The organism is Pedobacter ginsenosidimutans (genome assembly GCF_001442625.1).
Classification (GTDB): domain Bacteria; phylum Bacteroidota; class Bacteroidia; order Sphingobacteriales; family Sphingobacteriaceae; genus Pedobacter; species Pedobacter ginsenosidimutans.
The window spans coordinates 105,526-131,235 of record NZ_LMZQ01000014.1 but is presented as its reverse complement, the minus strand read 5'-3'; the positions used below and the strand labels follow the sequence as shown (position 1 = coordinate 131,235).

Sequence of the window (25,710 nt, the reverse complement as noted above, 5' to 3'; positions counted from 1 at the left end):
GAAGCATTGAAGAAAAGGAATATCTTCATTGTAAGATTTTTATGCAAGTTTCTTTAAGGCCATAATGTAACCGATATGCATACCCTCGTGGAAAGGGATAAAATTTATCGCGTCTTCTATCGAGTTTAGTTTCATGCCATAACGTTTATCCCATGGATCGAACTTTAGAAAAATATTACTCGAATAATCTGCTGCCAGACGATCCATACTATTTAAGAGTGCATCGAAAATCGAAGCAATATCTTTGTGCTCAATAAATTTTTCAGGTTTTGTGCCGCTTAAAAAAGGGCTGAAATATCTTTCCTCAACAGTTATATCAAGTCCAGACCTTATATAACACATGTTTTGTTGTGCTGCGGTTAAATGCGCAATATTCCAGATAATATTATTGTTAAAACCTGTAGGGATTTTATTTAACTGTTCGATGCTCAAATCCTTTACCAGTTCTAGTATAAAAGCCCTGGTGTTTTTGATCTGGGTAATGGTAGCAAGTGTATCAGTCATATAATTATTTTATAGACAGTAACTTACTGCTCATTTTTGGTATCCTCTTTGGTTTCTTTCTTTTGTGTATCGTCTTTTTTTATGCCTTTATCCGCATTCAGTTCTTTCGACTTCATGATATTAAAACGGTACATTTCTTCAATTCCAACAAGTTTCCGCGTACATTTATCAATGTCGGTACCTTCTTCCCATAAATAAGGGCGGAAGCTATAAGTTTTGGTGCCATCTAAATTTGCAATAAACTGGTTCCAGCTGCTCCAACGTAAGCCTTTATAAAATTTAGAAAGATCGCTGTCGAAACAAAAAACAAGAAACTCGCCATAGCCGGCCCCAAGCGGTTGCCAGGTTAGGCTGTTAGGCTCCAGGTAATACACATTTTTAATATCTTTACCCAAACCGCCATAATTAATAGCAAAGAAACCACCCACAGCATCATCAGCAATTAACAGGTAGGGGATGTTATCGCCATATTCTTTTATGGTTTTTCCTTTGTTCCATTCGGCAACATTCCGGCTCAATCTTTCGCTGCCCGAACCTAAAATTCTAATCCAGCCATTATCAACCATAATGCCTCCGGTATTGTAAATTACCGAGCCAAGTGTGGCATAGGTCGTCATTTGCGCATTATATAAAACTTCTTTTGCTTTTGCAGAATCAACTGGCAGAACCTCCACCTTATTTTTGGCAGAATCGATCCACTTTTTTACCAACGGCCAAGCTGGATCGGTTTTATTTATTAACGCCTCAAGGCTTATTAATTTATTATCTTTATTGTCTTGGGCGAAAATCTCTGAAGAGAATAAAGTTAAACCAAGGAAAAAGAGGGTTTTGAATGCGCTTTTCATGAAAAAGGGGCTTATGTTTTTCCAAAGATAGAATGATAATTAAGAATTGTTGAAGGGAGTGTGATAATTTTTGATTTGGGAGAAATATCGAGCTTGGTTTAATTATTGGTTTGTGGAGACACAAACCAGGGCATGTGAATAATCGTGCAGTCGGATGTTACCATCTGACACCACACCTAAACAAAACGCCCCAATGAAATTGGGGCGCTTGTAATATAGGGATGATAAATAATTGATTTCAAACTATTAAGTGGAAAAGCCTTAAACCCTCCACCTTTTAACCTTCCACCTCAATCTACCACATTCTAATTCTGTCTTCTGGTTTTTTGTATAATTTATCGCCAGGTTTAACATCAAAAGCATTGTACCATGCATCCATATTTACAGGTGCACCAATCGTACGATATGGGCCTGGAGAATGTGGATCGGTTTTAATTAACTGAGCGGCACTTTCAGGTAAAATATTACCTCTCCATACCTGTGCCCAAGCCAGGAAGAAACGTTGATCTGGTGTAAAACCATCAATTTTCTCATTGCTTTGACCTTGTTTGGTCATTTTAAAAGCAGTATAAGCCGCGTTTAGGCCCCCTAAATCGCCAATGTTTTCGCCCATAGTCAATTTGCCGATTACGTGAACCGTATCCAATACGGTATAGCCATCAAACTGCTCGCCTAAAGCTTTTGTTTTAGCATCAAATTTGGCTTTGTCTTCTGCTGTCCACCAGTTTTTTAAATTACCGGCAGCATCGTACTGGCTTCCGCTATCATCAAAACCATGACTCATTTCGTGACCGATTACCGCACCGATACCACCGTAGTTAACGGCATCATCAGCATTTGGATCGAAGAAAGGGAACTGTAAAATACCTGCAGGGAAAACAATTTCGTTCAGGGTAGGGCTGTAGTAAGCATTAACTGTTGGGGGTGTCATTCCAAAACGTTTGCGATCGACAGGTTTACCTAACTGATCAATCATTTCATTGTAACCCCAAACACTTGCATTGCGTAAGTTTTGGAAGTAGGTGTCTTTATTAATCACCAAACCATCGTAGTTTTTCCATTTTTCCGGATAACCCACCTTTGGTGTAAATGCATGTAATTTAGCTAATGCTTTTTGTTTGGTTTCAGGGCTCATCCACTCTAAACCATTAATTCTGATTTCGAAAGCTTTACGCAAGTTCACAATCATCTGGTTCATGCGTTCTTTAGCTTCTGGCTTAAAATACTTCGCTACATAAAGCTGGCCCAATAATTCGCCAATAGTGCCATCAGTTAAAGATGACATCCGTTGCCAACGTGGTGTTTGTACTTTTTGACCAGTTTGTGCCTGTGTGAAAGCGAAACTTGCCTTAACAAATGGAGAACTTAAACTAGAAGCCGAACCTTTTAAAATATTCCACTCCAGATAAGTTTGCCAATCGGTAACCGGAACCGATTTCAACATTCCATCCAGGCTTGCCATAAATTTAGGCGAGGAAACCAGAACAGTATCTTGGCTTTTGATTTTGAATTTAGGCAAATAGGTTGTCCAGTTAATATCTGGAGTTTTTTTGTTCAGTTCTGCAACAGTAAGTTTGTTATAGGTGGCGTAAGGATCACGCATTTCTAAACGGCTCATCTGTGCTTCTGCAAATTGCTTCTCGATTTTGTAAACAGTAGCTGCTTTTTGTTTAGCTTCTTCAGGAGTACTTCCTGTTAAGGTAAATAAAGTAACCATATAGGTATTATAGGCATCGCGGATTTTAACACTACGCGTGTCATCTTTTAGATAATAATCGCGATCGGGCAGGGTTGTACCGCCCTGACCAATATTTACCATGTATTTGTTTACATTCTTGCGGTCTTGGCCAACACCCAGTCCGAACATTCCACCGCCTAAACCATTGGTTCGCATGTAAGCCACCTGATCTAGCACGCCCTGGATGTTTTTAATCTGTTTAATTTTTTCTAAATCGGCTTTTATTGGTGTATAGCCCAGTTTTTCTATGGTTGTACTATCCATGGCGGCCGTATAAAAATCGCCAACTCTGCGCTTAACAGAACCTACAGGAGCAGATTTATCAGCAGCTGCATCTTCAACTAAAGACTTTACGGCGTTGATGTTGAAATCGCGAAGTTCGTTAAATGAACCCCAGCGTGTTTCTTTAGCAGGAACTGGATTGTTCTTTATCCACGTGCCACTTGCGTAAGTGTAGAAATCGTCGCCTGGCTTAACGGAAAGATCCATGTTAGCAGGGTCGATAAATTTTTTGGTTTGTGCATTTGCAGAAAAGCCTGCAGCGACTATACCTAGCGCCGCAAAACATCTTTTCAAATTTTGGTATTTCATTCGCTTAATAAGTTAGTAATTATGCGAAATTTATGAAATACTAATTAATACTGGCGTTATATATTAAGAATATTACTTGTTAAACCAGTAGTAAATTTTTGCTAAACCAAGTCGCCTAATAAGTTCAGACGCTGAAAAAGAAATTTTAATAGATTTCATGATTTTAAATCTTTTATACACTATTAACATTTTTTAACAAAATTTATTGTGCGCTTGTAAAAATTATTGTTATTAAGAACGATTCGGGATAAAGCATTTTATTTTCCATAAATTTGAAAACGGTTATCTAAACCTGCGAGGTTTTATCGATAATAAATAAAATGATGTTTAGCATACAATAAATATAATGAGCCACTCACACGATAAAGAAGATAGCTGTTGCAGCAGTAAAGTACATTCCGCCCCAAAACATAACCACGATCATGCACACGAAGAAGGCGACGAACACGACCACGATCATGGTGGAGATCCATCGGCCTTTCAAACTTATCTGCCAGCCATTGTAACATTAGTTATGCTGCTGATCGGGATTGCGTTTGACAATCTTTTTACGGTTACTGCATTTCAGATCATCCGACCTTATTGGTACATCGTAGCTTATTTACCTGTGGGCATTCCGGTTTTACGTGAGGTTTGGGAAACTTTTAAAGCAAAAGATTTCTTTACCGAATTCTCTTTAATGTCTATCGCTACAATCGGTGCTTTTGCCATTGGCGAATATCCGGAGGGGGTAACGGTAATGCTTTTTTATACCATTGGAGAGCTGTTTCAAATGGCTGCGGTAAACCGTGCCAAAAGGAATATCAAGGCTTTACTCGATGTCCGTGCAGATATAGCGCATGTGTTCCGCAATGGAAAATACGAAGACATTAATCCCGAAAAGGTAGAAATTGGCGAAACCATACAAGTAAAGGCTGGAGAAAAAATTCCTTTAGACGGAGAACTGATCAGCGATAAGAGCAGTTTTAATACCGCTGCTTTAACAGGCGAAAGTAAACCACGTACAATTAATAAAGGCGAATCGATTTTGGCAGGGATGCTTAATCTGGAGAAGGTAATCGAAGTAAAAGTAACCAGGGCTTTTGCCGATAGTGCATTGTCGCGCATTTTAGAAATGGTTCAGAACGCCACTACACGTAAAGCTAAAACAGAACTCTTTATTCGCAAGTTTGCGAAAATATATACACCAATTGTTTTCTTTTTAGCCCTCGCGCTGGTTACTATCCCAATTTTGGTTTTAGGAAGCGAATATCACTTCCAAACCTGGTTATACCGATCGTTGGTTTTCCTGGTTATATCTTGCCCTTGTGCGCTGGTAATTTCCATCCCTTTGGGTTATTTTGGTGGCATTGGTGCGGCATCGGCAAATGGGATTCTTTTTAAAGGCTCTAATTTCCTCGATTTAATTACCAAGTTGAATACTGTAGTAATGGATAAAACGGGAACCTTGACAAAAGGCGTTTTTAAGGTTCAGAAAGTAGAAAGCAGCATCGATGAAGCAACGTTTTTGAATTTATTAACTGCCGTTGAAGCAAAATCAACCCATCCAATTGCAAAGGCCATTGTAGAATACGCAGGCCAGAAAGAAATTCATCCCGCAGAAAATATTGAGGAAATTGCTGGAATGGGCTTAAAGGGATCGGTAAATGGCAAAGCGGTTTTGGCAGGGAATACAAAGCTTTTAGCGAAATTTAATATTGCTTTTGATGCCAAGATTACAGCTATTGAAGAAAGTATTGTGGTTGTTGCCGTTGACGAAAAATATGTGGGGTATGTTTTAATTGCCGATGAAATAAAAGAAGACGCCGCAGAAGCCATCAAGCAGCTCCACGAAAACGGAATAAAACAGGTAGTGATGCTGAGCGGCGATAAAACTTCAATTGTTAAAAAAGTAGCAACAGGTTTAGGTATTGATACTTATTTTGGCGATTTATTACCTGAAGATAAAGTAGCCAGGCTAGAAGAAATTAAAAGCGACAAAAGCAAGGTGGTGGCTTTTGTTGGCGATGGGATAAATGATACGCCTGTATTGGCCATTAGCGACATTGGTATTGCCATGGGGGCAATGGGAAGCGATGCTGCTATTGAAACGGCCGATGTGGTTATCCAAACCGATCAGCCTTCTAAAATTGCAACTGCGGTTAAAATCGGAAAGGCAACCAAAAAGGTTGTGATCCAGAATATCGTATTGGCATTCGCGGTAAAAGCACTAGTTTTGATTTTAGGTGCGGGCGGTATTGCCACCATGTGGGAAGCCGTTTTTGCCGATGTTGGTGTTGCACTTTTGGCCATTTTAAATGCGGTTAGGATACAGAAAATGAAGTTTTAATACACTATTTGTATGTGGAGTCTAAATGTTTATCATTAAGGCATTTAGATAATTAAGAAAATTACATAAAGCCTTAACCTTTCTTAACTTCTTAATGATAAAAAGCAATGTAGATCCGTTTACCATTAAGAAGTTAAGGACATTAAAAAGATTATGGTGTAACAGTTCTCTAGCCTTTCTTAACTTCTTAATGATGAAAAAGCAATGGGGATCAATTTACCATTAAAAAGTTAAGGGCATTAAAAAGATTATGGTGTAACAGTCTTTATCTTTATTAACGTATTAATGGTAAGTAAGATATGTTGAAAAATAGAAAGGCGGATTACTATAAAAATTAGTATATTCGTTTATGTCTAAGCCTGTTCCATACCCGGTTTTAAACGATGATGAGCCTGTTAGGCAATTCGAAGAACTTGATGCATCATTAACTTATAGCTATTCTAATTATTTAAACTGGCTTTTCCCTGAAAGAGTAGAACTGATTAAAGGTAAAATCTTTAAGATGAGCCCTGCGCCTTCAAGGGTGCATCAGGAAGTTGCTGGTAATATTTTCTTGAAACTAGGTAATTTTTTAGACGGCAAACTATGCAAGGTTTATTCTGCTCCGTTTGATGTCCGCTTTCCTAAAGAAAGTAAAGCAGATAAAGATGTATATACGGTACTACAACCCGATATTTGCGTGATCTGTGATAAAAGCAAACTAGATGCCCGCGGCTGTATTGGCGCACCCGATCTTGTTGTAGAGGTTTTATCTCCCGGCAATACCAAAATGGAACTACTCAATAAGTATAAGGTTTACGAAGAATTTGGTGTTAAAGAATATTGGGTGGTTAGCCAAAGCGATCAGAGCATCCTCATTTACACCCTTAATGATTCAGGCAAATTCCAGCCATCTAAAATATTTACCCACAGTGAGAAAATCACTTCATCGGTATTACCAGGGTTTGAACTGGAATTAGATGATGTTTTTAACGATATCGATTAACTTATTTTTCCGTTTCTGATTTTTGTGTTGTATTGTTTTGAATCAGCATTCAAAAACATAATAGCGGTTAATACGCATAACAATACGAAATTATATTCTACACCATTTCTTCCACCACCTACCACAAACCAACCCTCTTTAAGATGCACCATGATTATTCCCATAATCAATACGAAAATGGTAGCAAAACATGCCAACCGGATATATTTGTTCATGATTAAAAGCACTGCACAAACTACATGCGACAGTTTAATTATCCATGCAATAGCTACTCCATAGGGCGCGAACCCAACTTTATTCAAATAGAGATTGCCAAAATCATTAATTCCGCCATCAAACATGCCCAACACACTGTGTGATAATAAAATGATGGCGATTGTTATGCGCAAGATGGCATAAGCAATTTTAGCGTTTTTAGTATTCATGGTAGTTTAAAGGGTTTTATGGTGGAGCAAATCTTTGAAATGGTATTTGGTGTATACTAAAATACAATTATCGACGGAAAGATGAATTAAATAGTGGGCGCTTAAACTATAATATTTCACTTCTATGCTTGCTTTCAAACGATTTCTGCTTTAATTTTTGCCCTTAAAAACGTATTTTTGCCACTCAAATTGATATTGAATAATTTTTCATGAGCATATCCACCAAGTACAATCCTGCAGAAACAGAAGATAAATGGTATAGCTATTGGCTATCGAAGAAATTTTTTCACTCCGAACCCGATGAACGCGAGCCTTACACTATTGTAATTCCACCGCCAAATGTTACCGGTGTGCTGCACATGGGGCATATGCTTAACAATACCATTCAGGATGTATTGATCCGTAAAGCCCGTATGCAAGGTAAAAATGCATGCTGGGTTCCAGGAACTGACCATGCCTCTATTGCTACCGAAGCTAAGGTTGTGGCCATGTTGAAAGAGCAGGGTATCAATAAAAAAGATCTTTCGCGTGAAGAATTTTTGAAATATGCCTGGGAGTGGAAAGAGAAATACGGTGGTATTATTTTAGAACAGTTAAAGAAACTGGGTGCTAGTTGCGATTGGGACCGTACCCGTTTCACCATGGAAGAAGATCTTTCTGAAGCGGTGATCGATTCATTTATTCATTTATACAAAAAAGGGTGGATTTATCGCGGTATCCGTATGGTAAATTGGGATCCAGCCGGTAAAACTGCCGTTTCTGACGAAGAAGTAATCCGTAAGGAAGTAAACCAAAAACTATATTATATTAAATACCTGATTTCGGGAACGGAAGATCAGTTTTTAACGATAGCTACAACGCGTCCGGAAACGATTATGGCCGATGCAGCAATCTGTATCAACCCGAACGACGAGCGTTTTACACATTTAAAGGGTAAAAAGGTTTTTGTGCCTCTGATTAATCATGAAATTCCGGTTATCGAGGATGAATATGTTGATATTGAGTTTGGTACAGGTTGTTTAAAAGTTACACCAGCGCACGATCTGAACGATTATGAGCTTGGCGTTAAGCACAATTTACCAGTTACCGATATCTTAAACGATGATGGAACTTTAAATGAACTAGCGGTTATTTTAGTAGGCGAAGACAGATTTGTTGCCCGTAAAAAAATTGCCAAAATGTTGGAAGAAGCTGGGCATTTAGACAAAGTTGAAGATTATAAATCGCAGGTTGGCTTCTCTGAACGTACTGATGCCGCTATCGAACCAAAGCTATCTATGCAATGGTTTGTGAAGATGAAAGAAATGGCACAACCAGCTTTGGATGATGTATTGAATGGAGAAGTAAACCTGATTCCAAATAAATTTGAAAATACTTACCGCCATTGGATGGAGAATGTTCGCGATTGGAACATTAGTCGCCAGTTGTGGTGGGGGCAGAGAATCCCGGCCTGGTACGATGATAAAGGAAATTGGGTGGTTGCCAAAACTAAAGATGAAGCATTAGAAGAATTCTGGAAGAAAAAACATTTGGATGAAAGCTGCTCAGAAACGGAAAAAGCTGGATTCAAGCATCAATTAGAGCCATTTTTAAGGCAGGACGACGATGTGATGGATACCTGGTTTTCGTCATGGTTATGGCCGATTTCAGTTTTCGATGGTTTTAAAAATCCTGAAAATAAAGACATCAATTATTATTATCCAACCAACGATCTGGTTACCGCACCTGAAATTTTATTCTTCTGGGTGGCCCGTATGATTATGGCCGGGCATGAGTTTATGGGCAAAAAACCATTTACGAATGTATACTTAACAGGGATTGTACGTGATAAATTAGGCCGTAAAATGTCTAAATCGTTGGGTAACTCACCTGATCCGATTGGATTGATCGAAAAATATGGTGCCGATGCGGTTCGTGTAGGGATGTTAATGTCGTCGCCTGCCGGAAACGATTTAATGTTCGATGAAAGCTACTGCGAACAGGGGCGTAATTTCGCCAGCAAAATCTGGAATGCTTTCCGTTTGGTAAAAGGATGGGAAGTTGACGAAAACTTAGCAAATCCGAATACCCAGGCCATATTATGGTTCGAAAATAGATTTAATGAAGCATTAGTAGAAATCGAAGCCAACTTTAAGCAATATCGCCTGTCAGAAGCATTAATGATTACCTACAAACTGGTTTGGGATGATTTCTGTGCCTGGTATTTAGAAATGGTTAAGCCGGCTTATCAGCAACCGATTGATGCGGAGAGTTATAAAGCTACAATTGCCTTTTTCGAAAATATCATCAAATTATTGCATCCTAACATGCCCTTCTTAACCGAAGAATTATGGCATGATGATCTGTTTGCCGAGCGTGGAGAAATGGACTGCTGTATTGTGGCCGAATTCCCGAAAGGTGGTGCTTTTGATGAGCAATTATTGAAAGATGCGGAGGTAATTAAAACTGTTGTAGCCGAAATTAGAAATGTAAGGAACCAGAAGCAGATTTCTCCTAAAGAAGCATTGCCTTTAAGTATCAAAATAAATTCTGATCTTGATTATGAAAAATGGTTAAACATTGTTTTCAAATTGGCCAATGTATCAGAAGCTGAAATAGTGAACGATAAAATTGTGGGTGCAACTGCTTTTATGGCTGGTAAAGACGAATTCTTTATTCCGTTAACCGAAAACGTTGATATAGAAGCAGAACGCGAACGCTTAAATGCCGATTTGATTTATTTGCAAGGTTTCTTAAAATCAGTTGATGCTAAACTGAGCAACGAACGTTTCGTGCAAAATGCAAAGCCTGAAATTATTGCTAACGAACGTAATAAAAAGGCCGATGCTGAAGCAAAAATCAAGATTATTGAAGAGAGTTTAGCGGTTTTAGGATAATAATAACTTAACAGCCATTGCGATCGTCATGCTGAATTAATTTCAGCATCTTTCCTGCTATTATATTTAGACCCTGAAATGAATTACCTTCGGTGAACTCGCTAGGGCTCGGTTCAGGGTGACGACTCTCCCTAAAAAGCCTTTTAGATTATTTTCTGAAAGGCTTTTTTACTTATAGTTAATTAAAACTATCTCAATAGGAATAAATTATTTCAAACGTTTTCCTAGATATCGATAAAAATAAATTATTGCCTTGAATAAGGGTTTTCTGGCTATTTATTTAGGGTTAATACGATTATAAGCCATTTTTTTAATATAAAGTTTCAAAAATATTACTTGCGAATATTTAAGGTTTGTTTTTATTAACCATATTTTAGGTTTTATTTAAATGGTTTGTCAGATTAGCAAACTAAGAGATAATCTAACCTAATATCCCAAATGGAAAATTCCAGAAGAAAATTTATTAAACAATCAGCAATATTTGCTGCTGCAACCTACGCGGGTACAATGGGCATGAGTGCCAAAAGTTATGGACGCATCATCGGTGCAAATGATCGGGTACGCGTTGGTGTTGTTGGGTTTTCTGATCGTTTTAAAGAGACCCTTTTGCCTTGTTTCCTGAACCATAACAAGGAATTAAACTTCGACATTGTAGGTCTTTCTGATTTATGGAACTACCGGAGAGATTTAGGGATTGCCCATTTAAAAGCAAAATTTGGTCACGATATTAAAGCCTGCCGGAACAACGATGAGCTTTATGCCACTAAAGATCTTGATGCGGTGATTATCAGTACGGCCGATTTTCAGCATGCACTTCACACCATCGAAGCTGTAAAAGCCAGTTGCGATGCCTATGTAGAAAAACCCTTTGCCGAAACCATGGACGATGCCAAAGCCGCATTTAAAGCCGTTAAAGCAAGCAAACAGATTGTACAGATTGGTTCGCAAAGAAGGAGTGGTGAGAATTATACCAATGCGGCAAAATTTATTCAGGATGGAAAATTCGGGCCGATAACTGCTGTAGATTTGGTATGGAATGTAAACCAGCCTGGCCGATGGCGCAGACCAGATTTAGTAGCCAAATTAAAAGAAGAAGATATCGATTGGAAAAGATTCTTGTTGAACCGCCCAACCGAAGCCTTCGATCCAAGAAAATATTTAGAATACCGCTTGTTCTGGCCATATTCTTCGGGTATGCCAGGACAATGGATGTCGCACCAGATTGATACGGTGCACTGGTTTACCAATTTAAAACATCCGCGCAGTGTAGTGGCAAACGGAGGCATTTACACCTGGAAAGATGGCCGTAGAAACTGGGATTCGATGGTTGCCGTATTCGATTATGGCCAGCCTGATACTACAGATGGTTTTCAGGTTACTTTTACCTCAAGAATGCAGAATAGTGTAGGCGATGTGGGCGAGGTTTACTATTCAAACGGTGGCGAGTTGAATTTAATTACCAATAAAGTATCGCCAAAAGGTGGTTTAAAGGAAAAAGAGGCTGCAGCTATGGGTTTAAAAGCCAATCTTTTGCCTGAGTTTGATTTAAGTAAAACCGAAATTAAAACGGCTACAGGAGCCAATATGGGTGGCGATGCATTAACCTCTGGCCATATGCGCAACTGGATGGAATGTGTGCGCAGTCGTAAAACACCAAATGCGCCTGTTGAAGCTGGTTATTCACACTCTATTGCCAATATCATGACCAATGCCGCGGTACGAACAGGTGCAAAGGCAATTTTCGATGAAAGCAGACAAGAAGTAATCGCAAACGGAAAAGTATTTAAATATTAAAAAAAAATATCGTCATTCTTCCCCGCAATGACGGCAAGAAAAAAACAAATCATGTTAAATTTTAAAAAATATAGTATTCTGGCACTTTCGCTAATCAGTTTATCAGCCGCTGCCCAAAAAGCAAAACCATTATTTGATGGTAAAACCTTAACCGGTTGGAAAGCAGTTGCAGGAGCCGCTCCATACAAAGTTGAAGATGGAATGATTATCGGAACGATGACCAAAGGCACACCAAATTCGTTCTTAATCACTGAAAAAGAATATGGAGATTTTATTTTAGAACTGGATGTAAAACTCGAAGGTGAAACCACTAACTCGGGCGTACAAACCCGCAGCCATATTAAACCAGAGGGAAATAACGGTAAAGGATTGGTTTTTGGCAGGCAGGTAGAAATAGACCCTACACCAAGGGCATGGACCGGGGGAATTTACGATGAGGCCAGAAGATTGTGGCTATATCCTTTGGAGCTTAATCCATCGGCAAAACCACTGTATAAAAAGAATGAGTTTAACCATTACAAAATCGAATGTATTGGTAACGAAACCAAAACCTGGGTAAATGGAACGCCTGTGGCCTACGTGATCGATACTTTGGATAAATCAGGATTTATCGGTTTGCAGGTTCATGGCATTGGCAATAACCTGGATAATGATGGCAAGAAAGTTTATTTCAAAAACATTAACATTCAAACAGAGGGCTTAAAAGCCAAAGCTTTTCCAAAAGGAATTTATACGGTTAATTTAACACCCAATACCTTATCTGCTTACGAAAAGTCAGAAGGTTATAAACTTTTGTTCGATGGTAAAAGCAATGCAGGTTGGGTTGGTGCCTATAAAACTACTTTCCCCGCCAAAGGATGGAAAATTGCCGATGGCGTTATCAGTGTAGAGCCATCGGGTGGTGCAGAATCGACCAACGGCGGCGATATTGTAACCAAGGAAGAATATGCTGCTTTTGATTTGTCGTTCGAGTTTAAGCTTACCCCTGGTGCCAACAGTGGCGTAAAATATTTTGTTACCCTGAGCGAAAAAAATAAAGGTTCTGCTATTGGTCTCGAATATCAGGTTTTAGATGATGTTTTACATCCTGATGCAAAATTGGGCAGAGATGGAAACCGCACCTTGGCTTCGTTATACGATTTAATGACTTCGAAAAAAGAAGCCCGTTACCTGCGTCCTATTGGAAGCTGGAATAACGGACGTTTGGTGGTGTATCCAAATAACAAAGTAGAGCATTATTTAAATGGCGTAAAAGTTTTAGAATATACACGCGGTTCAGAAGAATTTAAAAAATTGGTTGCCATCAGCAAGTATAAAGATTGGAAAAACTTTGGTGAAGCACCAAAAGGACATATCCTCCTTCAGGATCACGGTAACAAAGTAGATTTCAGGACGATTAAAATTAAAACATTGTAACCTGAGTTCGGTTAATATTTATACGTTTTGATTAGTTTTAGCCTACTTTTCTTAACGCGATCGTCATGCTGACCTGTAGCGCAGCGTAAAGCTACGCAGTAAATTTATTTCAGCATCTTTCTTGCTATATAGACCCTGATCCCGAAGCTTCGGGACAGGGTGACGACTGTGAGCTAAAATATCCGAGAAAACTTTTAAGCCAATATTAATAATCAATTTAGGTTTTCCGTATTAATCTGTGGTTAAATATATTTACGAATAAAGAAATAAAATATTAAAATATCATGCATCGTCGATCTTTTGTAAAACATACCACTTTGTTAGGCTCTGGTTTACTTTTGGGTAACCAGGGTTTTGCTAATTTAGTGGCTGATGAAATTATTAATGTGGCAATGATTGGTTGTGGCGATCGTGGCAAAGGTGTTTTGTCGGTAATTAAATCAATGCCCGCAAAATATAAAATTAAAGCTTATTGCGATTTACTCGATTTTAGACTTAAGGAAACCGAAAAGTATGTTCCTGCTGATGCAAAGGCCATAAAAGATTACCACAAAGTTTTAGACGATAAAACAATTGACGCGGTTTTTATTGCCACACCTTTAAGTGAACATTTCAGAATTGCCAAAGATGCGGTACTGGCCGGCAAACATGTGTATGTAGAAAAAACCATGACATACAATATTGCCCAGGCACTCGAACTTAAAAAACTGGTAAAACAATATCCCAATCGGGTTTTTCAGGTTGGTTATCAGTATCGTTATTCGCCTTTATATTTTAAGGTGAAGGATATGATCCAAAGTGGTTATTTGGGCAAGGTTAGCCAGATCGATTGCCGTTGGGACCGTAACGGCAATTGGCGTAGGGCAGTGCCAGATCCAGCTTTAGAACGTAAGATCAACTGGCGGATGTATAAGGAGTATTCTGGCGGATTAGCCGCCGAACTTTTATCGCACCAGATTGATTTTATCAATTGGGCTTTCGAAACCCAGCCTGATGAAATTATGGGATCGGGTGGGATAGATGTGTTTAAAGACGGGCGCGAAACCTATGATAATATCCAAGCCATTCTCCGTTATAACGAAAAAGGCATGATCGGCAATTTTGGAGCCACTTGTGGCAATGCGCATGATGGTTACCTTTTTAAAATAAAAGGCACTAAAGGTTCGGTTTCTTTGCTTACCAATACCGGCTTGTTTTATCCTGAAGAAAGTGCTAAAAAAGAATTAGGCATAGTTGATGGCGTAACTGGAGCCACAAAAATTGTGGTAAATAAAGATGGCGGAATCCCGATTTTGGATAAAGCCACCATTGATGGTACAAATTATGCCCTAGATGAATTTTATAAATCGATAACAACCAGGAAAGAACCAGCATCAAATATCAATACCGGAACGCAAGCGGCTATATGTGTGGCCATGTGTAACGAGGCCATTTATAGCGGGAATAAACAGGTTTGGAAGACGGAATATAGTGTGTAGCTCATGTGTCATCCTGAGCTTGTCGAAGGACTTTTTTTGAGTTTTTTCTATTAGTTGGTGTCTCACCGACCAAGAAGAATATTATTCTACTTTCATTTTATTTTGGAAAGCAATTGTTGTCGCTATTTTTAAAGTTAGCCCTGCTTTCTGCTCCAATCTTTTTTGCCCTTCGACTCCGCTGAGGGTGACAAAAAAAGGATTTTCGCGTCAATCAGGTTTAGAATCAGAAGGCTTTTGCTGCTATTGAAGATTGCATAGCATGATTCAGAAAGATGTTATTCCTGCTCATAGCAACCCCAAATAGTATTTTTCTGTTGGTTGGTGTCTCACCGACCAAGAAGAACTGTTATTCTACTTTCATTTTGTGGATGTAGATTAAGTTTCGGTCGGTGGGACACCAACCGATAGGTGAATCTAATAGAAACATCGTCATCTCGACTGAAGCACAGCGTAATGGAGAGATCTGCTACTGTTGATTTTCTTATACAAACGATTAAATCATAAAGCTATTTATGAATATTTAGGCCATCTACAAGCTCAGATTTGTACTCTTTCCCTATTGGTTGGTGTCTCTCCGACCAAGAAGAATATTATTCTACTTTCATTTTATTTTGGAAAGCAATTGCAGTAGATCTTTTTAAGGTTAGTCCTGCTTTCTGCTCCAATCTTTTTTGCCCTTCGACTCCGCTCAGGGTGACAAAAAAGGATTTTCGCGTCAATCAGGTTTAAAATCGGAAGGCTTTTGCTGCTATTAATGGTTGAATAGCATTATTTAAAACTGGAGTAATTTTATTCTGTGATTTTCCGTGCTTCCGTGGCAAAATTATTGTGCTACAACCCCAAATAATCCGGCATTTCCTGTACGAAGTTAAAGCTGCCTTTTTCCATATCCATCTTTGCATAAACATGCTGCAAACCATTGGTTAACACAATCCATTTGGCCTGATGGATAGAATTGTACCGCGAAGCCTGATCGAAAACCGATTGCGTAATCTTTACTTTGGGTGCCTTACATTCAATTAACATCAGTTTTTCGCCAGCGGTATTGTAAACCAAAATATCGCTCCGCTTTTGTAATTGGTTTAAAACTAAACCGCCTTCAATCTGGATTAATGTACGTGGAAATTTCTTTTCCAAAACCAGGTGTTGTATAAAATGTTGGCGTACCCATTCCTCAGGTGTAAGTACGAGGTGCTTTTTCCTCAGCTCATCGAAAATGAAAACCAGATCATCTTTTTGGGTAATTTTAAATGGATAGGGCGGAAGGTTAAGCGGAGTAGGGGTAAACATTTTCTCAGTTGGCAGTTATCAGTTTGCAATTGGCAGTTAACCATGCAACAATAAACAATTTATCAATTATTACGGCTTCAAAGTTAGTTTAATTTTAAGATATGTAAGCGAATCTCAAATCTGGCACCTCACATCTTTAAATTATAAACATTTGCCTAAATCCTTAAAGCTAAATCGTAATTTTACGGGCAATGACTGCTGCCGAAATTATTAAAGATATCAAAGCCCGAAAATTCAAACCTGTATACTTATTGCATGGTGAAGAATCTTACTATATCGATCAAGTAACAGATTATATTGAAGATAAACTGCTGAACGATGCCGAAAAAGGTTTCAATCAGACGGTTTTATACGGAAAGGATACGGATATGGCTACGGTTTTGGGAGCGGCAAAGCGTTACCCGATGATGTCTGATTATCAGGTGGTAATTGTTAAAGAGGCACAGGATTTAAAGTGGGGCAAAGAAGATTCGAGCAGCAAAGAGGGCGAATTTGTGCTCAATTATTTTGAGAAACCTTTACCGAGTACCATATTGGTTTTGGCCTTTAAGTATGCGAACTTCGATAAACGAAAAAAAATCTACAAAGCCATTAATAAAAGTGGACTGATTTTTCAGTCAGATCCTGTGCGCGATTATAAACTGGTACCCTGGATTGAAGAATTTATTAAAGATAAAGGTTACAAGATCGACCAGCAGGCATCGGCTTTAATGGCCGAATATTTAGGAACTGACCTCTCTAAAATTGCCAACGAGATCGAAAAGTTAATGCTCAATGTTCCAAAAGAGGTAACCATTAATACCGATCTGGTTCAGAAAAATATAGGTATTAGTAAAGAATATAATGTTTTCGAATTGCAGAAGGCACTGGCTATCCGCGATGTGCTGAAATGCAATAAAATTATCAATTATTTCGCCAGCAACCCTAAAGCCAATCCAACAGTAATGGTTTTGGCCAATTTAGGTGGTTACTTTACTAAACTTTTAAAATACCACTATATCCCCAATAAGGCCGATGCGGCATCAGCTTTGGGCGTGCCTCCATTTTTTATTAAAGATTATGAGGTAGCTGCAAGAAATTACAACACAGGGAAGGTTTTCCAGGTAATCGGTTTACTCCGCGAATACGATTTAAAAAGCAAAGGTTTAGATAGTACCGGAAATGTTGAAGATGGAGAACTCTTAAAGGAACTCGTTTTTAAAATTGTGCACTAAGCTTTTTTTCGCAATAACCTGTTTTATATTATCCATCAAACGTTTGCGCAATTTTTCTGGATTTTATTGTAATTTAATATCATTATTTTAGAAATTGATAGAACACCACACGTGCTAACCATTTCTAAACAAACAAATGAAAACTAAATTTACCCTATTCTTTTTACTCCTGTGCTTTTCTTCAGCAGGTTATGCCCAATCTTTAAAACCTTATAATCTTTCCTTTCCTAAACTCGCCAACAAGTGGGATGAAGCCATGCCCTTGGGGAACGGTATGTTAGGTGTTTTAATATGGGAAAAGAACAACAAACTACGCCTTTCTTTAGATCGTGCAGATCTGTGGGATGAACGAAAAGCACTGGATATTTCGAAACTTAACTTTAAGTGGGTAGAAGAGCAGGTTCACCAAAATAACTATGCTGCCGTTCAAAAAATAGGTGATGAACCTTATGATAACAGTCCATATCCAACTAAATTACCTGCAGCGGCAATGGAATTTGATATTGCTAAGCTGGGTAAAGTGGTATCAAATGAATTGGATATCGAAACGGCCTTAAACACCGTAAAATTTGAAAATGGTACAGTTTTTAACTGTTACATTCATGCAAAGCGGCAACGGGGATATTTTAGTTTCGAAAATCTTAAATCAACGGCGATCATACCTAACCTGATTGTGCATAATTACGCTAATAATTTGATAGAAAAAGGCGATAACAGCCATGCAGGTGAGGGTTTGCAGAAACTGGGCTATGCAAAAGGAACAGTTAACAATACGATAAATAGTGTCCGTTACCGCCAGCCTACTTACCAAGATCATTATTATGAAGTGCTGGTTCAATGGAAAATAATGGCGAACGGCAATGTAATTGGTTCCTGGACTATTAGTAATGATAAAGCTGCAAAATTACCCGCTATTTCTTCAACGGCAAAAGAGCCAAAAGGCTGGAATTCTCACACCAAATGGTGGGAAGATTTCTGGAATAAATCGAATATCTCTGTTCCGGATCAGCTTATTCAAAAACAATACTATTTAGAAATGTACAAGTTAGGGTGTGTAGCCAGAAAAGGTGCGCCAGCCATAACTTTACAAGCCGTTTGGACAGCCGATAATGGCAGCTTACCACCCTGGAAAGGCGATTTCCACAATGATTTAAATACTCAATTGAGTTATTGGCCAACATATAGCGCTAACCACCTGGCAGAAGGAGCCACTTTTACCGATTGGCTATGGAAAATCAGAAAAAGTAACCTTACCTATACCAAACAGTATTTTGGCGTTGAAGGCTTAAATGTTCCTGGTGTAATTACTTTAAATGGCGATCCGATGGGTGGATGGATCCAGTATTCACTTTCGCCAACCGTAAGCGCATGGACTTCACAACATTTTTATTGGCAGTGGAAATATAGCATGGATAAAGCGTTTCTTAAAAGTAGAGCCTATCCATATATCCATGAAGCAGCAACTTACCTGGAGAATATTACAAGGTTGAAAGATGGCAAACGTTCACTGCCTTTAAGCTCTAGTCCTGAGTATAACGATAACAGTATTAAAGCCTGGTTCTTAAACTGGACCAATTTCGATTTGGCCTTAGCTAAGTTCTTATTTAACGCTGCGGCCGAAGTAAGCAAGGCAAAAGGTAAAATAGACGAAAGCAAACATTGGGCGGAAATGCTGAATCAGTTACCGGATTATGAAATAAATGAAACTGGTTTTACCATTGCACCTGGATCTAATTTAACAAGCTCGCACAGGCACATGTCGCAGTATATGGCCATATATCCGCTCGATTTATTGGATGTTAACCGCGAGAAAGATAAAACCATTATCGATAACTCCTTAAAACGGTTAGAAGAAATTGGTACAAGGGCATGGTGTGGTTACTCTTTTAGCTGGATGGCTTCTATATATGCAAGGGCTTACCAGGCCGGTAAGGCAGTAAAGCAACTGGAAATTTTTGCATCCAATTTCTGTTCGCCGAACAGTTTTCATTTAAATGGCGATCAAAAAGGGGGGCAGTACTCAGGCTTCACCTACCGCCCTTTTACCTTAGAAGGCAATTTTGCCTTTGCACAGGGCGTTCAGGAACTTTTATTGCAAAGCAGAAATGGTTATATACAGGCATTCCCGGCAGTGCCACAAAGCTGGAAAGATGTTACTTTTAATAATCTACGTGCTGAAGGCGCCTTTTTAGTAAGCGGCAATAAAGAAAACGGTGTGCCAACAACAGTAAAAGTTTATGCAGAAAAAGCGGGCGTTCTTAGAATTAAACTGCCTTTTAAAACTTATGTGGTAAGAGATATACCTGCTGAGAGTGTAAAAATGGGCGATGATGGAATTGCCGAAGTGAACCTGGAAAAAAAACAGACTATCGTTTTTGAAAACGGTTACGAATAACATTTGTTGGCCAGAAAATAGGATAATTAATCACAGCAGGGAAATACGCTTGCCCGAAAAAAGCAGAGGGGGGTAATTATCCTGCCCCCTCTTACGGTCATTTACTCCTTGAACGGTTGCTTAGCTTCCATGAATCAAATTTGCTTCCGTCACGGTTTAGCTATTTGAATCTCCGATCTTTTTAGAGATAATGCTTTGTTAAATTAACCACATTATTGATTATTTCAGGCCAGACACCATGATAAACGGTTTGCTGATTTCCTTTCCGTTTTGATCCATTATTGTCTCCATCATTTTCTTTACTTCAATATTCGAAAATCCCGATTTTTTGAAAAACGATTTTACTTCATCAATCTCATAAAATGTAAAATCGAGCTGCGTCCAGGGCAGGCCGCTACCAAAGTTTTTTTCAACAAAGGCAAGGTTCATTTTTCCTCCCGGTTTTAACACACGGTAGCTTTCAGCTAAGTATTTTAGCGGATCCGGCCAGAAATAAATGGTATTCGCCGTAAAACAATAATCGAATAAATTATCCTGAAAATCGAGTTTATCATCCGTTGTTTTAATCAATTCTATGGCATTATTACTGGCTTTATAAGCAAAAAAGGCTTCTTTTATCGTAGAGTCGGTAGAATAAGTGCCGGAGTAACTGATATTTTCTGCTTTTTGAAACAGATAAGAGAGGTGTTCGGTACCAGCTGGGCTGATTTCCAATACTTTTGCATTCGTTTTTAGTGGTAAATCTTGTATGAGTTTAAAAATTAAGGTGTTTTTGGGTGGGAGAACGTCAATTTTTTGATCTTGCGTTAATGTGTTCAGGTCTTCTTGCTCCTCCATGTTATAGTTATTAGTCTCTTGCGGTGCATTTCGCAATTCGGGCAAAATTGAAAAATAGCAGCTGTACGCTTTTACATCAAAAGGATTTTCTTTTACAGAAAATCGAATTGTGGATAACCCCATTACCTTAGCTCGGCTTTTTTTGTGATAATTGCCTTTATGGGAATCAATGTTGGTAAGGATTACGGGGCCTGGAAAAAGGTAGGGGGCAGCTTTAATGATCTTCCTGTTCGGGGAGGATTGGTAACAGAAAGGAAGGAGAAATACAGTTTTTCTTTTAGCGATGCCGAATTGGTACAGATCAATATCCCCGGTATTTACATTGTATATGGCGACATCCTGTTTAAACAGCAACAGATGTATTTCAGGCCCACTTACGATGTACCCGATATGGTTAAACTGCGTTTTACACTCTCTGGTAATGGCACGATCTTTAACCGGGTAAATAAGCAGCAGTACATCTTTAATTCCAACCAGCAGAATATTATTTACATGCCTGAGCTTGATGGTACAGGCAAATACGATACCGGCCATAGCTACCGCTTTTTTGAGGTACATTTTGCTAAAGAAAAGTTTTTGCAACTGGCAGAACATTCCACCAAAGCATTGCAGGTTTTGGCAGATTATGCCGATACCGGGCGTTATACACAGCTGGCGGAGCAAAACCTTCCCATTTCATGGGCCATGCAGCACTGCATCCGCGATATTCTAGATTGTGATTACCCCGAAGGTCTGAAACGCATGTTTATCGAATCGAAATGTATTGAGCTGCTTGTGCTCCAGGTCGAAGCTTTTGAACGTGCCATTAGCCAAAAACAGCCTTCCGCTTTACATTCCGCTTATGATAGGGATTGCCTTTATCATGCAAGAGATTACCTCATTGCCAATATCCACCAGCCACCATCGGTTGCCGAACTGGCTAAAATATGCGGCATTAACGAATTTAAACTTAAACAGGGCTTTAAAGGACTGTTTGATAACAGCATATTCGGTTATTTGAGTGATTACAGGCTTAACCATGCAAAAGAGTTGCTGCTCGATGGTCTACCCATAAAATCGGTGGCATTTATGCTTGGTTATTCATCTGTACAACACTTCAGCAATGCTTTTAGAAAGAAATTTAGCTCAACACCGGGTAAGCTGAAAAGTTAAACCGAGTTCCTGCTAAATGCTTATCATGTGAAACACAGATATTCAGTATAGTTTAGGCATTTTGCTAACCAACTTTAATAAAACACAGATTTTACCCAAGCACGCCTGTCAATCCCAGGGGCCGGGAAATCAAAAAAACAGTAGCACAACAGTATAAATGGCACTATCAAACCTAAACGCAGTGGTTTTGTGTTTCATGTTTGCAAAAACCTTTCAGCTAGCTCTAACAAACAAAACAAAGTGCCGCTGTTTTTTTGATGTGTATAAGGATTGTGTAAAAGGCCCATTGCTGGATCCGATAGCTATCGGATGACGAAGCATTTTTGCATACTTTTGATGCTTCAAAAGTTTGATGCCGTGCGGCATAGAGCACTAAAATAATTTCAGTGTTAGTATCTACACATTGGGCTAAAAGTGAAAAAAAATAATTGTTAATTTTAGGTGATATCTGATCAAAAATAGCCACATACTATATAAAGCATAGTAATCATGACAGCAACATCAACTAAAGAGCAGCCCAGCCAGCGCGAAGCACTTTTTATGAAACTCTACAAAGAAGCTTTTCCTTTGGTGGCAAGGCATGTAAGCAAGATGGGCGGATCATTTGAGGAAGCGAAAGACATTTTTCAGGATGCACTGGTGGTGTATTATGAGAAAGTACAGGTTTCTGGCCTGCGGCTGAAGTATCAGGAGAAAGCCTATTTATTTGGGATTGCCAAATATTTATGGATCAAACGTTATAACGAAAACGACAAGCAAGCTACCCTTAATTCGCTTGGCCTTGTTCTTAATGAAGAGATCGATTTGGCAGATACCGGATATGAGGAAGTTTCTTCGGGTAAACTGATGCATTTACTAGAGCAGGCCGGACAGAAATGTATGCAGTTGCTCAGTGCTTTCTATTACGAAAAACTGGATATGGAAACACTGGCAAAGCGGTTTGGCTTTTCGGGGGCACGTTCTGCAACCGCTCAGAAATTTAAATGCCTCGAAAAAGTGAAAGAAACGGTTAAAGCAAAATCCTTAAAATATGAAGACATCGTTGAATGAGCTCCGTTTAATAGAGCATTATCTGCTGTCGGACGATAAGGATGGAGAAAGTTTCCTCTTCGAAGCCAAAATGATCCTACAGCCTGAACTGAGGCAGCAAGTTTACTGGCAAAACAAAACTTATCAAATGGTGCGTGATTATGGCCGGAAGCAGCTGAAAAATGAAATTAATAACATACACGAAACGTTGTTTAATACCGATGCGCACCAAAGCTTCAGGCAAAAGGTAATGCGTTTCTTCAGCAAATAAACAATCAATTTAATTTATAAATCGTGCCTCATTATCAGGGCAGGGGCATTGTTATGCCTAAAATTTAAAATCAATATGATGGATATCAACAAAGAATTCCGCCTTTACGCGGTAAAACACCAACGTTTAAACAGTCTTTATGTAGACCAGTATATGGGCAGAACAGCTGCTCATATCATGCCTGTTGCCATGACGCCCTATATTACGGAAGAACGCCAGCTGAATGTGGCACAGATGGATGTTTTCTCGCGGTTGATGATGGACAGGATTATTTTTTTAGGTGAAGCCGTTGATGAGCGGAATGCAAATGTGATACAAGCACAATTGCTTTTTTTGCAGTCGGTTGATACCAAAAACGACATCCAATTGTATATCAATTCGCCTGGTGGATCGGTATATGCAGGCTTTGGCATTTATGATACCATGCAGTATATCGCGCCTGATGTAGCCACCATTTGTACGGGCATTGCACTTTCTATGGGTTCGGTATTGTTGTGCGCTGGAGCTGCGGGTAAACGTTCGGCCTTGCAGCACTCGAGGGTCATGATTCATCAAACCTCGGGTGGGACAGAGGGAACTGCCATTGATATGGATATCAGGATCAGAGAGGTGTTAAAAGTCCAGTCGGATCTGTACCACATTCTGGCGAAACATAGCGGACAAAGTTATGAGCGGATAAATGAAATTGCCAGTCGCGATTATTGGATGACCGCCATCGAAGCAAAGGAATTTGGAATGATAGATGAAGTGTTAATGCGTGGGGAATAGGGCTTGGTTTGGTTCAAATATCTTTATTAAATGTATTTAGCAAGGGTTAAAAACCTTAACCACCCCGCCCTTTGGCCCCCCTCCTAAATTAGGAGGGGAGTTGCCCCTCATAGCTGCATAAGGTAAATGGCCAATTAAAATTTGAACGTTTATGGTGTAGCTGCTAAACCGATCGTTTCATTATATTCATCACACTCAACAGCATTACACCAGGCATCGCAGTCTGACAGCCAATCATAAATCATTTTATAGGCAGCAGTAATTTCGGCAGAAAATTTTAAGGTTGCGCCTTCAAAATCATCCTCCTGAAAGATGTAGGCATTTAATCCAACATATAATAGTTCAGAAAGATGCTCCACATCAAATTGGCCAACGGCTTGTAGGTGATAACCCAGGTTTATGGCATAACGCTGAAAGGTTTCTTCATTGGCCAAGAGTTTTGCTTTGGTAAGCAGATTGATGATATTGTTTACATCATAAAGGGCGTTGGCAATAGTAATGGGTTTGTGTTTGCCAGAGCGTGGATCGGGCCCGATAGCTGCGCTAAGCATTTCAGTAAGGAATTGATTCGCATCCGATAAACTAATCATATCGAAATAGGCTTCAATCAGTTTCCGGAATTCTGTTACAGCTGCTACCTGATTTGGGAGCTGTGTGTTTGGGTTTTTACAATTGTTAGTCTGCATAACATTGAAATTAAAGTTCCTGGACGCTGCAGACTAACAAATAACTCTTTTCAGAGAAATTAGAAAATGCGTTTCTTAAACGCTCGTCCAGGAATATTTTTAAAATTTAATTGTTGAAATTGATCTCTCTCTGTTAGGTGAAAAAATATGTTATTTATTAATCTGCACCACTAAGATAAACACAATTAAATAATTCACGAAATCTTTTTGCTCAAATAAGGCATAAATAGGGGCGGTTTTATACTTGCAGTCGGCAGTTCAGATGTTGCAGTCGATAGTTCAGAGGTTGCAGTCGATAGTTCAGAGGTTGCAGTCGATAGTTCAGAGGTTGCAGTCGATAGTTCAGGCGTTGCGGTCTACAGTTCAGAGGTTGCAGTCGATAGTTCAGGCGTTGCGGTCTACAGTTCAGAGGTTGCAGTCGATAGTTCAGGCGTTGCGGTCGATAGTTCAGACTTTGCAGTTGATAGTTCTGACTTTGCAGTTTGACCCTTCCTAAAATAGCTAAACTGCCATTACAGGCAATTCTATCTCTTGTTTCCCATGGGGGTATATATTGGTATTATTGAAACAGAGTCTGGTTCTGAATGTCTAAACTTCAATTTTCCGAGTTCAAGTTTTAAATTGGTAGGTAGTTTGTAAATAACGTTATTCAGTCCATCAATTGTCTCCGATAATATGATTTCTCTAAGTAAGTTTTTTGGTATCGGTATCTTCTTCTCATTTATTTTCTTAATTAGATTATCCTTTTTTATTTCTAATGAGACTTGTTTTTCGAGTTCGGATAAAATATTGAATTCATAACAATTAAGAATTTTATTAATATCAAAGTTTACCCTATTAAAGATTATTTTTTTTACTAACAGCCCCTTTTTAATCGGTATGCGAAGTTCATTCAAAAGTTTGCTTCTTTCGTCAGGTTGCTTGAGTAGCAATTCAAATTTTTCAATCTCGACTTGAGAAAAATTGTTAAGGCATTTTAAAGCATTTATGGTTAAGGTCGCTTTCTTGTCTTTCTTTGCCATTGATTATGTTATTATCTTTAAATTATTTATAATCTTTTTTAGGACTTGACGAAGAACCAAATCGA

The 25,710-nt window shown here is 38.9% G+C and carries 20 protein-coding genes; 12 read left to right on the top strand and 8 right to left on the bottom strand.

Annotated elements, in window-relative coordinates; genetic code table 11:
• Positions 1 to 39 precede the first annotated feature (39 nt).
• The 3 genes from ASU31_RS17700 to ASU31_RS17690 form a co-directional block, all read right to left on the bottom strand.
• On the bottom strand, positions 40 to 504 hold the full coding sequence (locus ASU31_RS17700; protein ID WP_057933608.1) for a DinB family protein: 465 nt from the start codon (positions 502 to 504) through the stop codon (positions 40 to 42).
• Between the two features lie 23 nt (positions 505 to 527).
• Positions 528 to 1,349, bottom strand: a complete 822-nt coding sequence (locus ASU31_RS17695; RefSeq protein WP_057933607.1) for a DUF2625 domain-containing protein — start codon at positions 1,347 to 1,349, stop codon at positions 528 to 530.
• Between the two features lie 295 nt (positions 1,350 to 1,644).
• Entirely contained in the window at positions 1,645 to 3,678 is a 2,034-nt protein-coding gene (locus ASU31_RS17690) for a M13 family metallopeptidase (protein ID WP_057933606.1), read from the bottom strand.
• Positions 3,679 to 4,024: 346 nt separating this feature from the next.
• Here ASU31_RS17690 and ASU31_RS17685 point away from each other — a divergent pair, with 346 nt between their 5' ends.
• Positions 4,025 to 6,007 carry a heavy metal translocating P-type ATPase gene (locus ASU31_RS17685; RefSeq protein ID WP_057933605.1) on the top strand — a complete coding sequence of 661 codons (1,983 nt, stop codon included), beginning with the start codon at positions 4,025 to 4,027 and terminating at the stop codon, positions 6,005 to 6,007.
• Between the two features lie 349 nt (positions 6,008 to 6,356).
• Positions 6,357 to 6,992 carry a Uma2 family endonuclease gene (locus ASU31_RS17680; RefSeq protein WP_057933604.1) on the top strand — a complete coding sequence of 212 codons (636 nt, stop codon included), beginning with the start codon at positions 6,357 to 6,359 and terminating at the stop codon, positions 6,990 to 6,992.
• Here the strand turns inward: ASU31_RS17680 and ASU31_RS17675 are convergent.
• Entirely contained in the window at positions 6,989 to 7,417 is a 429-nt protein-coding gene (locus ASU31_RS17675; RefSeq protein WP_057933603.1) for a DoxX family protein, read from the bottom strand. The genes ASU31_RS17680 and ASU31_RS17675 overlap by 4 nt on opposite strands.
• A 209-nt stretch (positions 7,418 to 7,626) precedes the next feature.
• On the opposite strand from ASU31_RS17675, the gene ASU31_RS17670 reads away from it, so the two are divergent.
• The 4 genes from ASU31_RS17670 (at position 7,627) to ASU31_RS17655 (ending at position 14,981) form a co-directional block, all read left to right on the top strand.
• Positions 7,627 to 10,293 carry a valine--tRNA ligase gene (locus ASU31_RS17670; RefSeq protein WP_057933602.1) on the top strand — a complete coding sequence of 889 codons (2,667 nt, stop codon included), beginning with the start codon at positions 7,627 to 7,629 and terminating at the stop codon, positions 10,291 to 10,293.
• A 438-nt stretch (positions 10,294 to 10,731) separates the two neighbouring features.
• Positions 10,732 to 12,087, top strand: coding sequence for a Gfo/Idh/MocA family protein (locus ASU31_RS17665; RefSeq protein ID WP_057933601.1), 1,356 nt, complete (start codon positions 10,732 to 10,734; stop codon positions 12,085 to 12,087).
• Between the two features lie 51 nt (positions 12,088 to 12,138).
• Complete coding sequence (locus tag ASU31_RS17660) at positions 12,139 to 13,503, top strand: 3-keto-disaccharide hydrolase (RefSeq protein WP_057933702.1); 1,365 nt, start codon at positions 12,139 to 12,141, stop codon at positions 13,501 to 13,503.
• Between the two features lie 284 nt (positions 13,504 to 13,787).
• Positions 13,788 to 14,981, top strand: coding sequence for a Gfo/Idh/MocA family protein (locus ASU31_RS17655; protein WP_057933600.1), 1,194 nt, complete (start codon positions 13,788 to 13,790; stop codon positions 14,979 to 14,981).
• Positions 14,982 to 15,812: 831 nt separating this feature from the next.
• On the opposite strand, the gene ASU31_RS17650 is transcribed toward ASU31_RS17655, so the two are convergent.
• The gene (locus ASU31_RS17650) at positions 15,813 to 16,271 is read right to left on the bottom strand and encodes a type I restriction enzyme HsdR N-terminal domain-containing protein (RefSeq protein ID WP_057933599.1); all 459 of its coding nucleotides are present in this window, start codon (positions 16,269 to 16,271) and stop codon (positions 15,813 to 15,815) included.
• A gap of 191 nt (positions 16,272 to 16,462) precedes the next feature.
• Between ASU31_RS17650 and holA the strand changes: the two genes are divergently transcribed.
• Both holA and ASU31_RS17640 read left to right on the top strand, forming a co-directional pair.
• A complete protein-coding gene (gene holA, locus ASU31_RS17645) occupies positions 16,463 to 17,485 on the top strand; it encodes a DNA polymerase III subunit delta (RefSeq protein ID WP_057933598.1) in 1,023 nt (340 codons plus the stop codon).
• Positions 17,486 to 17,621: 136 nt separating this feature from the next.
• Positions 17,622 to 19,880, top strand: coding sequence for a glycosyl hydrolase family 95 catalytic domain-containing protein (locus tag ASU31_RS17640; protein ID WP_057933597.1), 2,259 nt, complete (start codon positions 17,622 to 17,624; stop codon positions 19,878 to 19,880).
• 219 nt (positions 19,881 to 20,099) lie between these two features.
• Here ASU31_RS17640 and ASU31_RS27740 read toward each other — a convergent pair whose 3' ends face one another.
• Positions 20,100 to 20,840: a class I SAM-dependent methyltransferase gene (locus ASU31_RS27740; protein WP_057933596.1), complete on the bottom strand. Its 741-nt coding sequence runs from the start codon at positions 20,838 to 20,840 to the stop codon at positions 20,100 to 20,102.
• A 36-nt stretch (positions 20,841 to 20,876) separates the two neighbouring features.
• On the opposite strand from ASU31_RS27740, the gene ASU31_RS17630 reads away from it, so the two are divergent.
• The 4 genes from ASU31_RS17630 (at position 20,877) to ASU31_RS17615 (ending at position 23,937) form a co-directional block, all read left to right on the top strand.
• A complete protein-coding gene (locus ASU31_RS17630; RefSeq protein WP_057933595.1) occupies positions 20,877 to 21,869 on the top strand; it encodes a helix-turn-helix domain-containing protein in 993 nt (330 codons plus the stop codon).
• A gap of 489 nt (positions 21,870 to 22,358) precedes the next feature.
• Positions 22,359 to 22,919: an RNA polymerase sigma factor gene (locus tag ASU31_RS17625; protein WP_057933594.1), complete on the top strand. Its 561-nt coding sequence runs from the start codon at positions 22,359 to 22,361 to the stop codon at positions 22,917 to 22,919.
• Positions 22,900 to 23,169 (top strand): hypothetical protein, encoded by a 270-nt coding sequence (locus ASU31_RS17620; protein ID WP_157258085.1) that lies wholly within the window; start codon positions 22,900 to 22,902, stop codon positions 23,167 to 23,169. Before ASU31_RS17625 ends, ASU31_RS17620 begins: the two co-directional genes overlap by 20 nt.
• Positions 23,170 to 23,247: 78 nt before the next feature.
• On the top strand, positions 23,248 to 23,937 hold the full coding sequence (locus ASU31_RS17615) for an ATP-dependent Clp protease proteolytic subunit (protein WP_057933592.1): 690 nt from the start codon (positions 23,248 to 23,250) through the stop codon (positions 23,935 to 23,937).
• Positions 23,938 to 24,086: 149 nt separating this feature from the next.
• On the opposite strand, the gene ASU31_RS17610 is transcribed toward ASU31_RS17615, so the two are convergent.
• Together ASU31_RS17610 and ASU31_RS17605 are read right to left on the bottom strand one after the other, a co-directional pair.
• Positions 24,087 to 24,623: a hypothetical protein gene (locus ASU31_RS17610; protein WP_057933591.1), complete on the bottom strand. Its 537-nt coding sequence runs from the start codon at positions 24,621 to 24,623 to the stop codon at positions 24,087 to 24,089.
• A gap of 524 nt (positions 24,624 to 25,147) precedes the next feature.
• Positions 25,148 to 25,645: a hypothetical protein gene (locus ASU31_RS17605; protein ID WP_057933590.1), complete on the bottom strand. Its 498-nt coding sequence runs from the start codon at positions 25,643 to 25,645 to the stop codon at positions 25,148 to 25,150.
• Between the last annotated feature and the right edge of the window lie 65 nt (positions 25,646 to 25,710).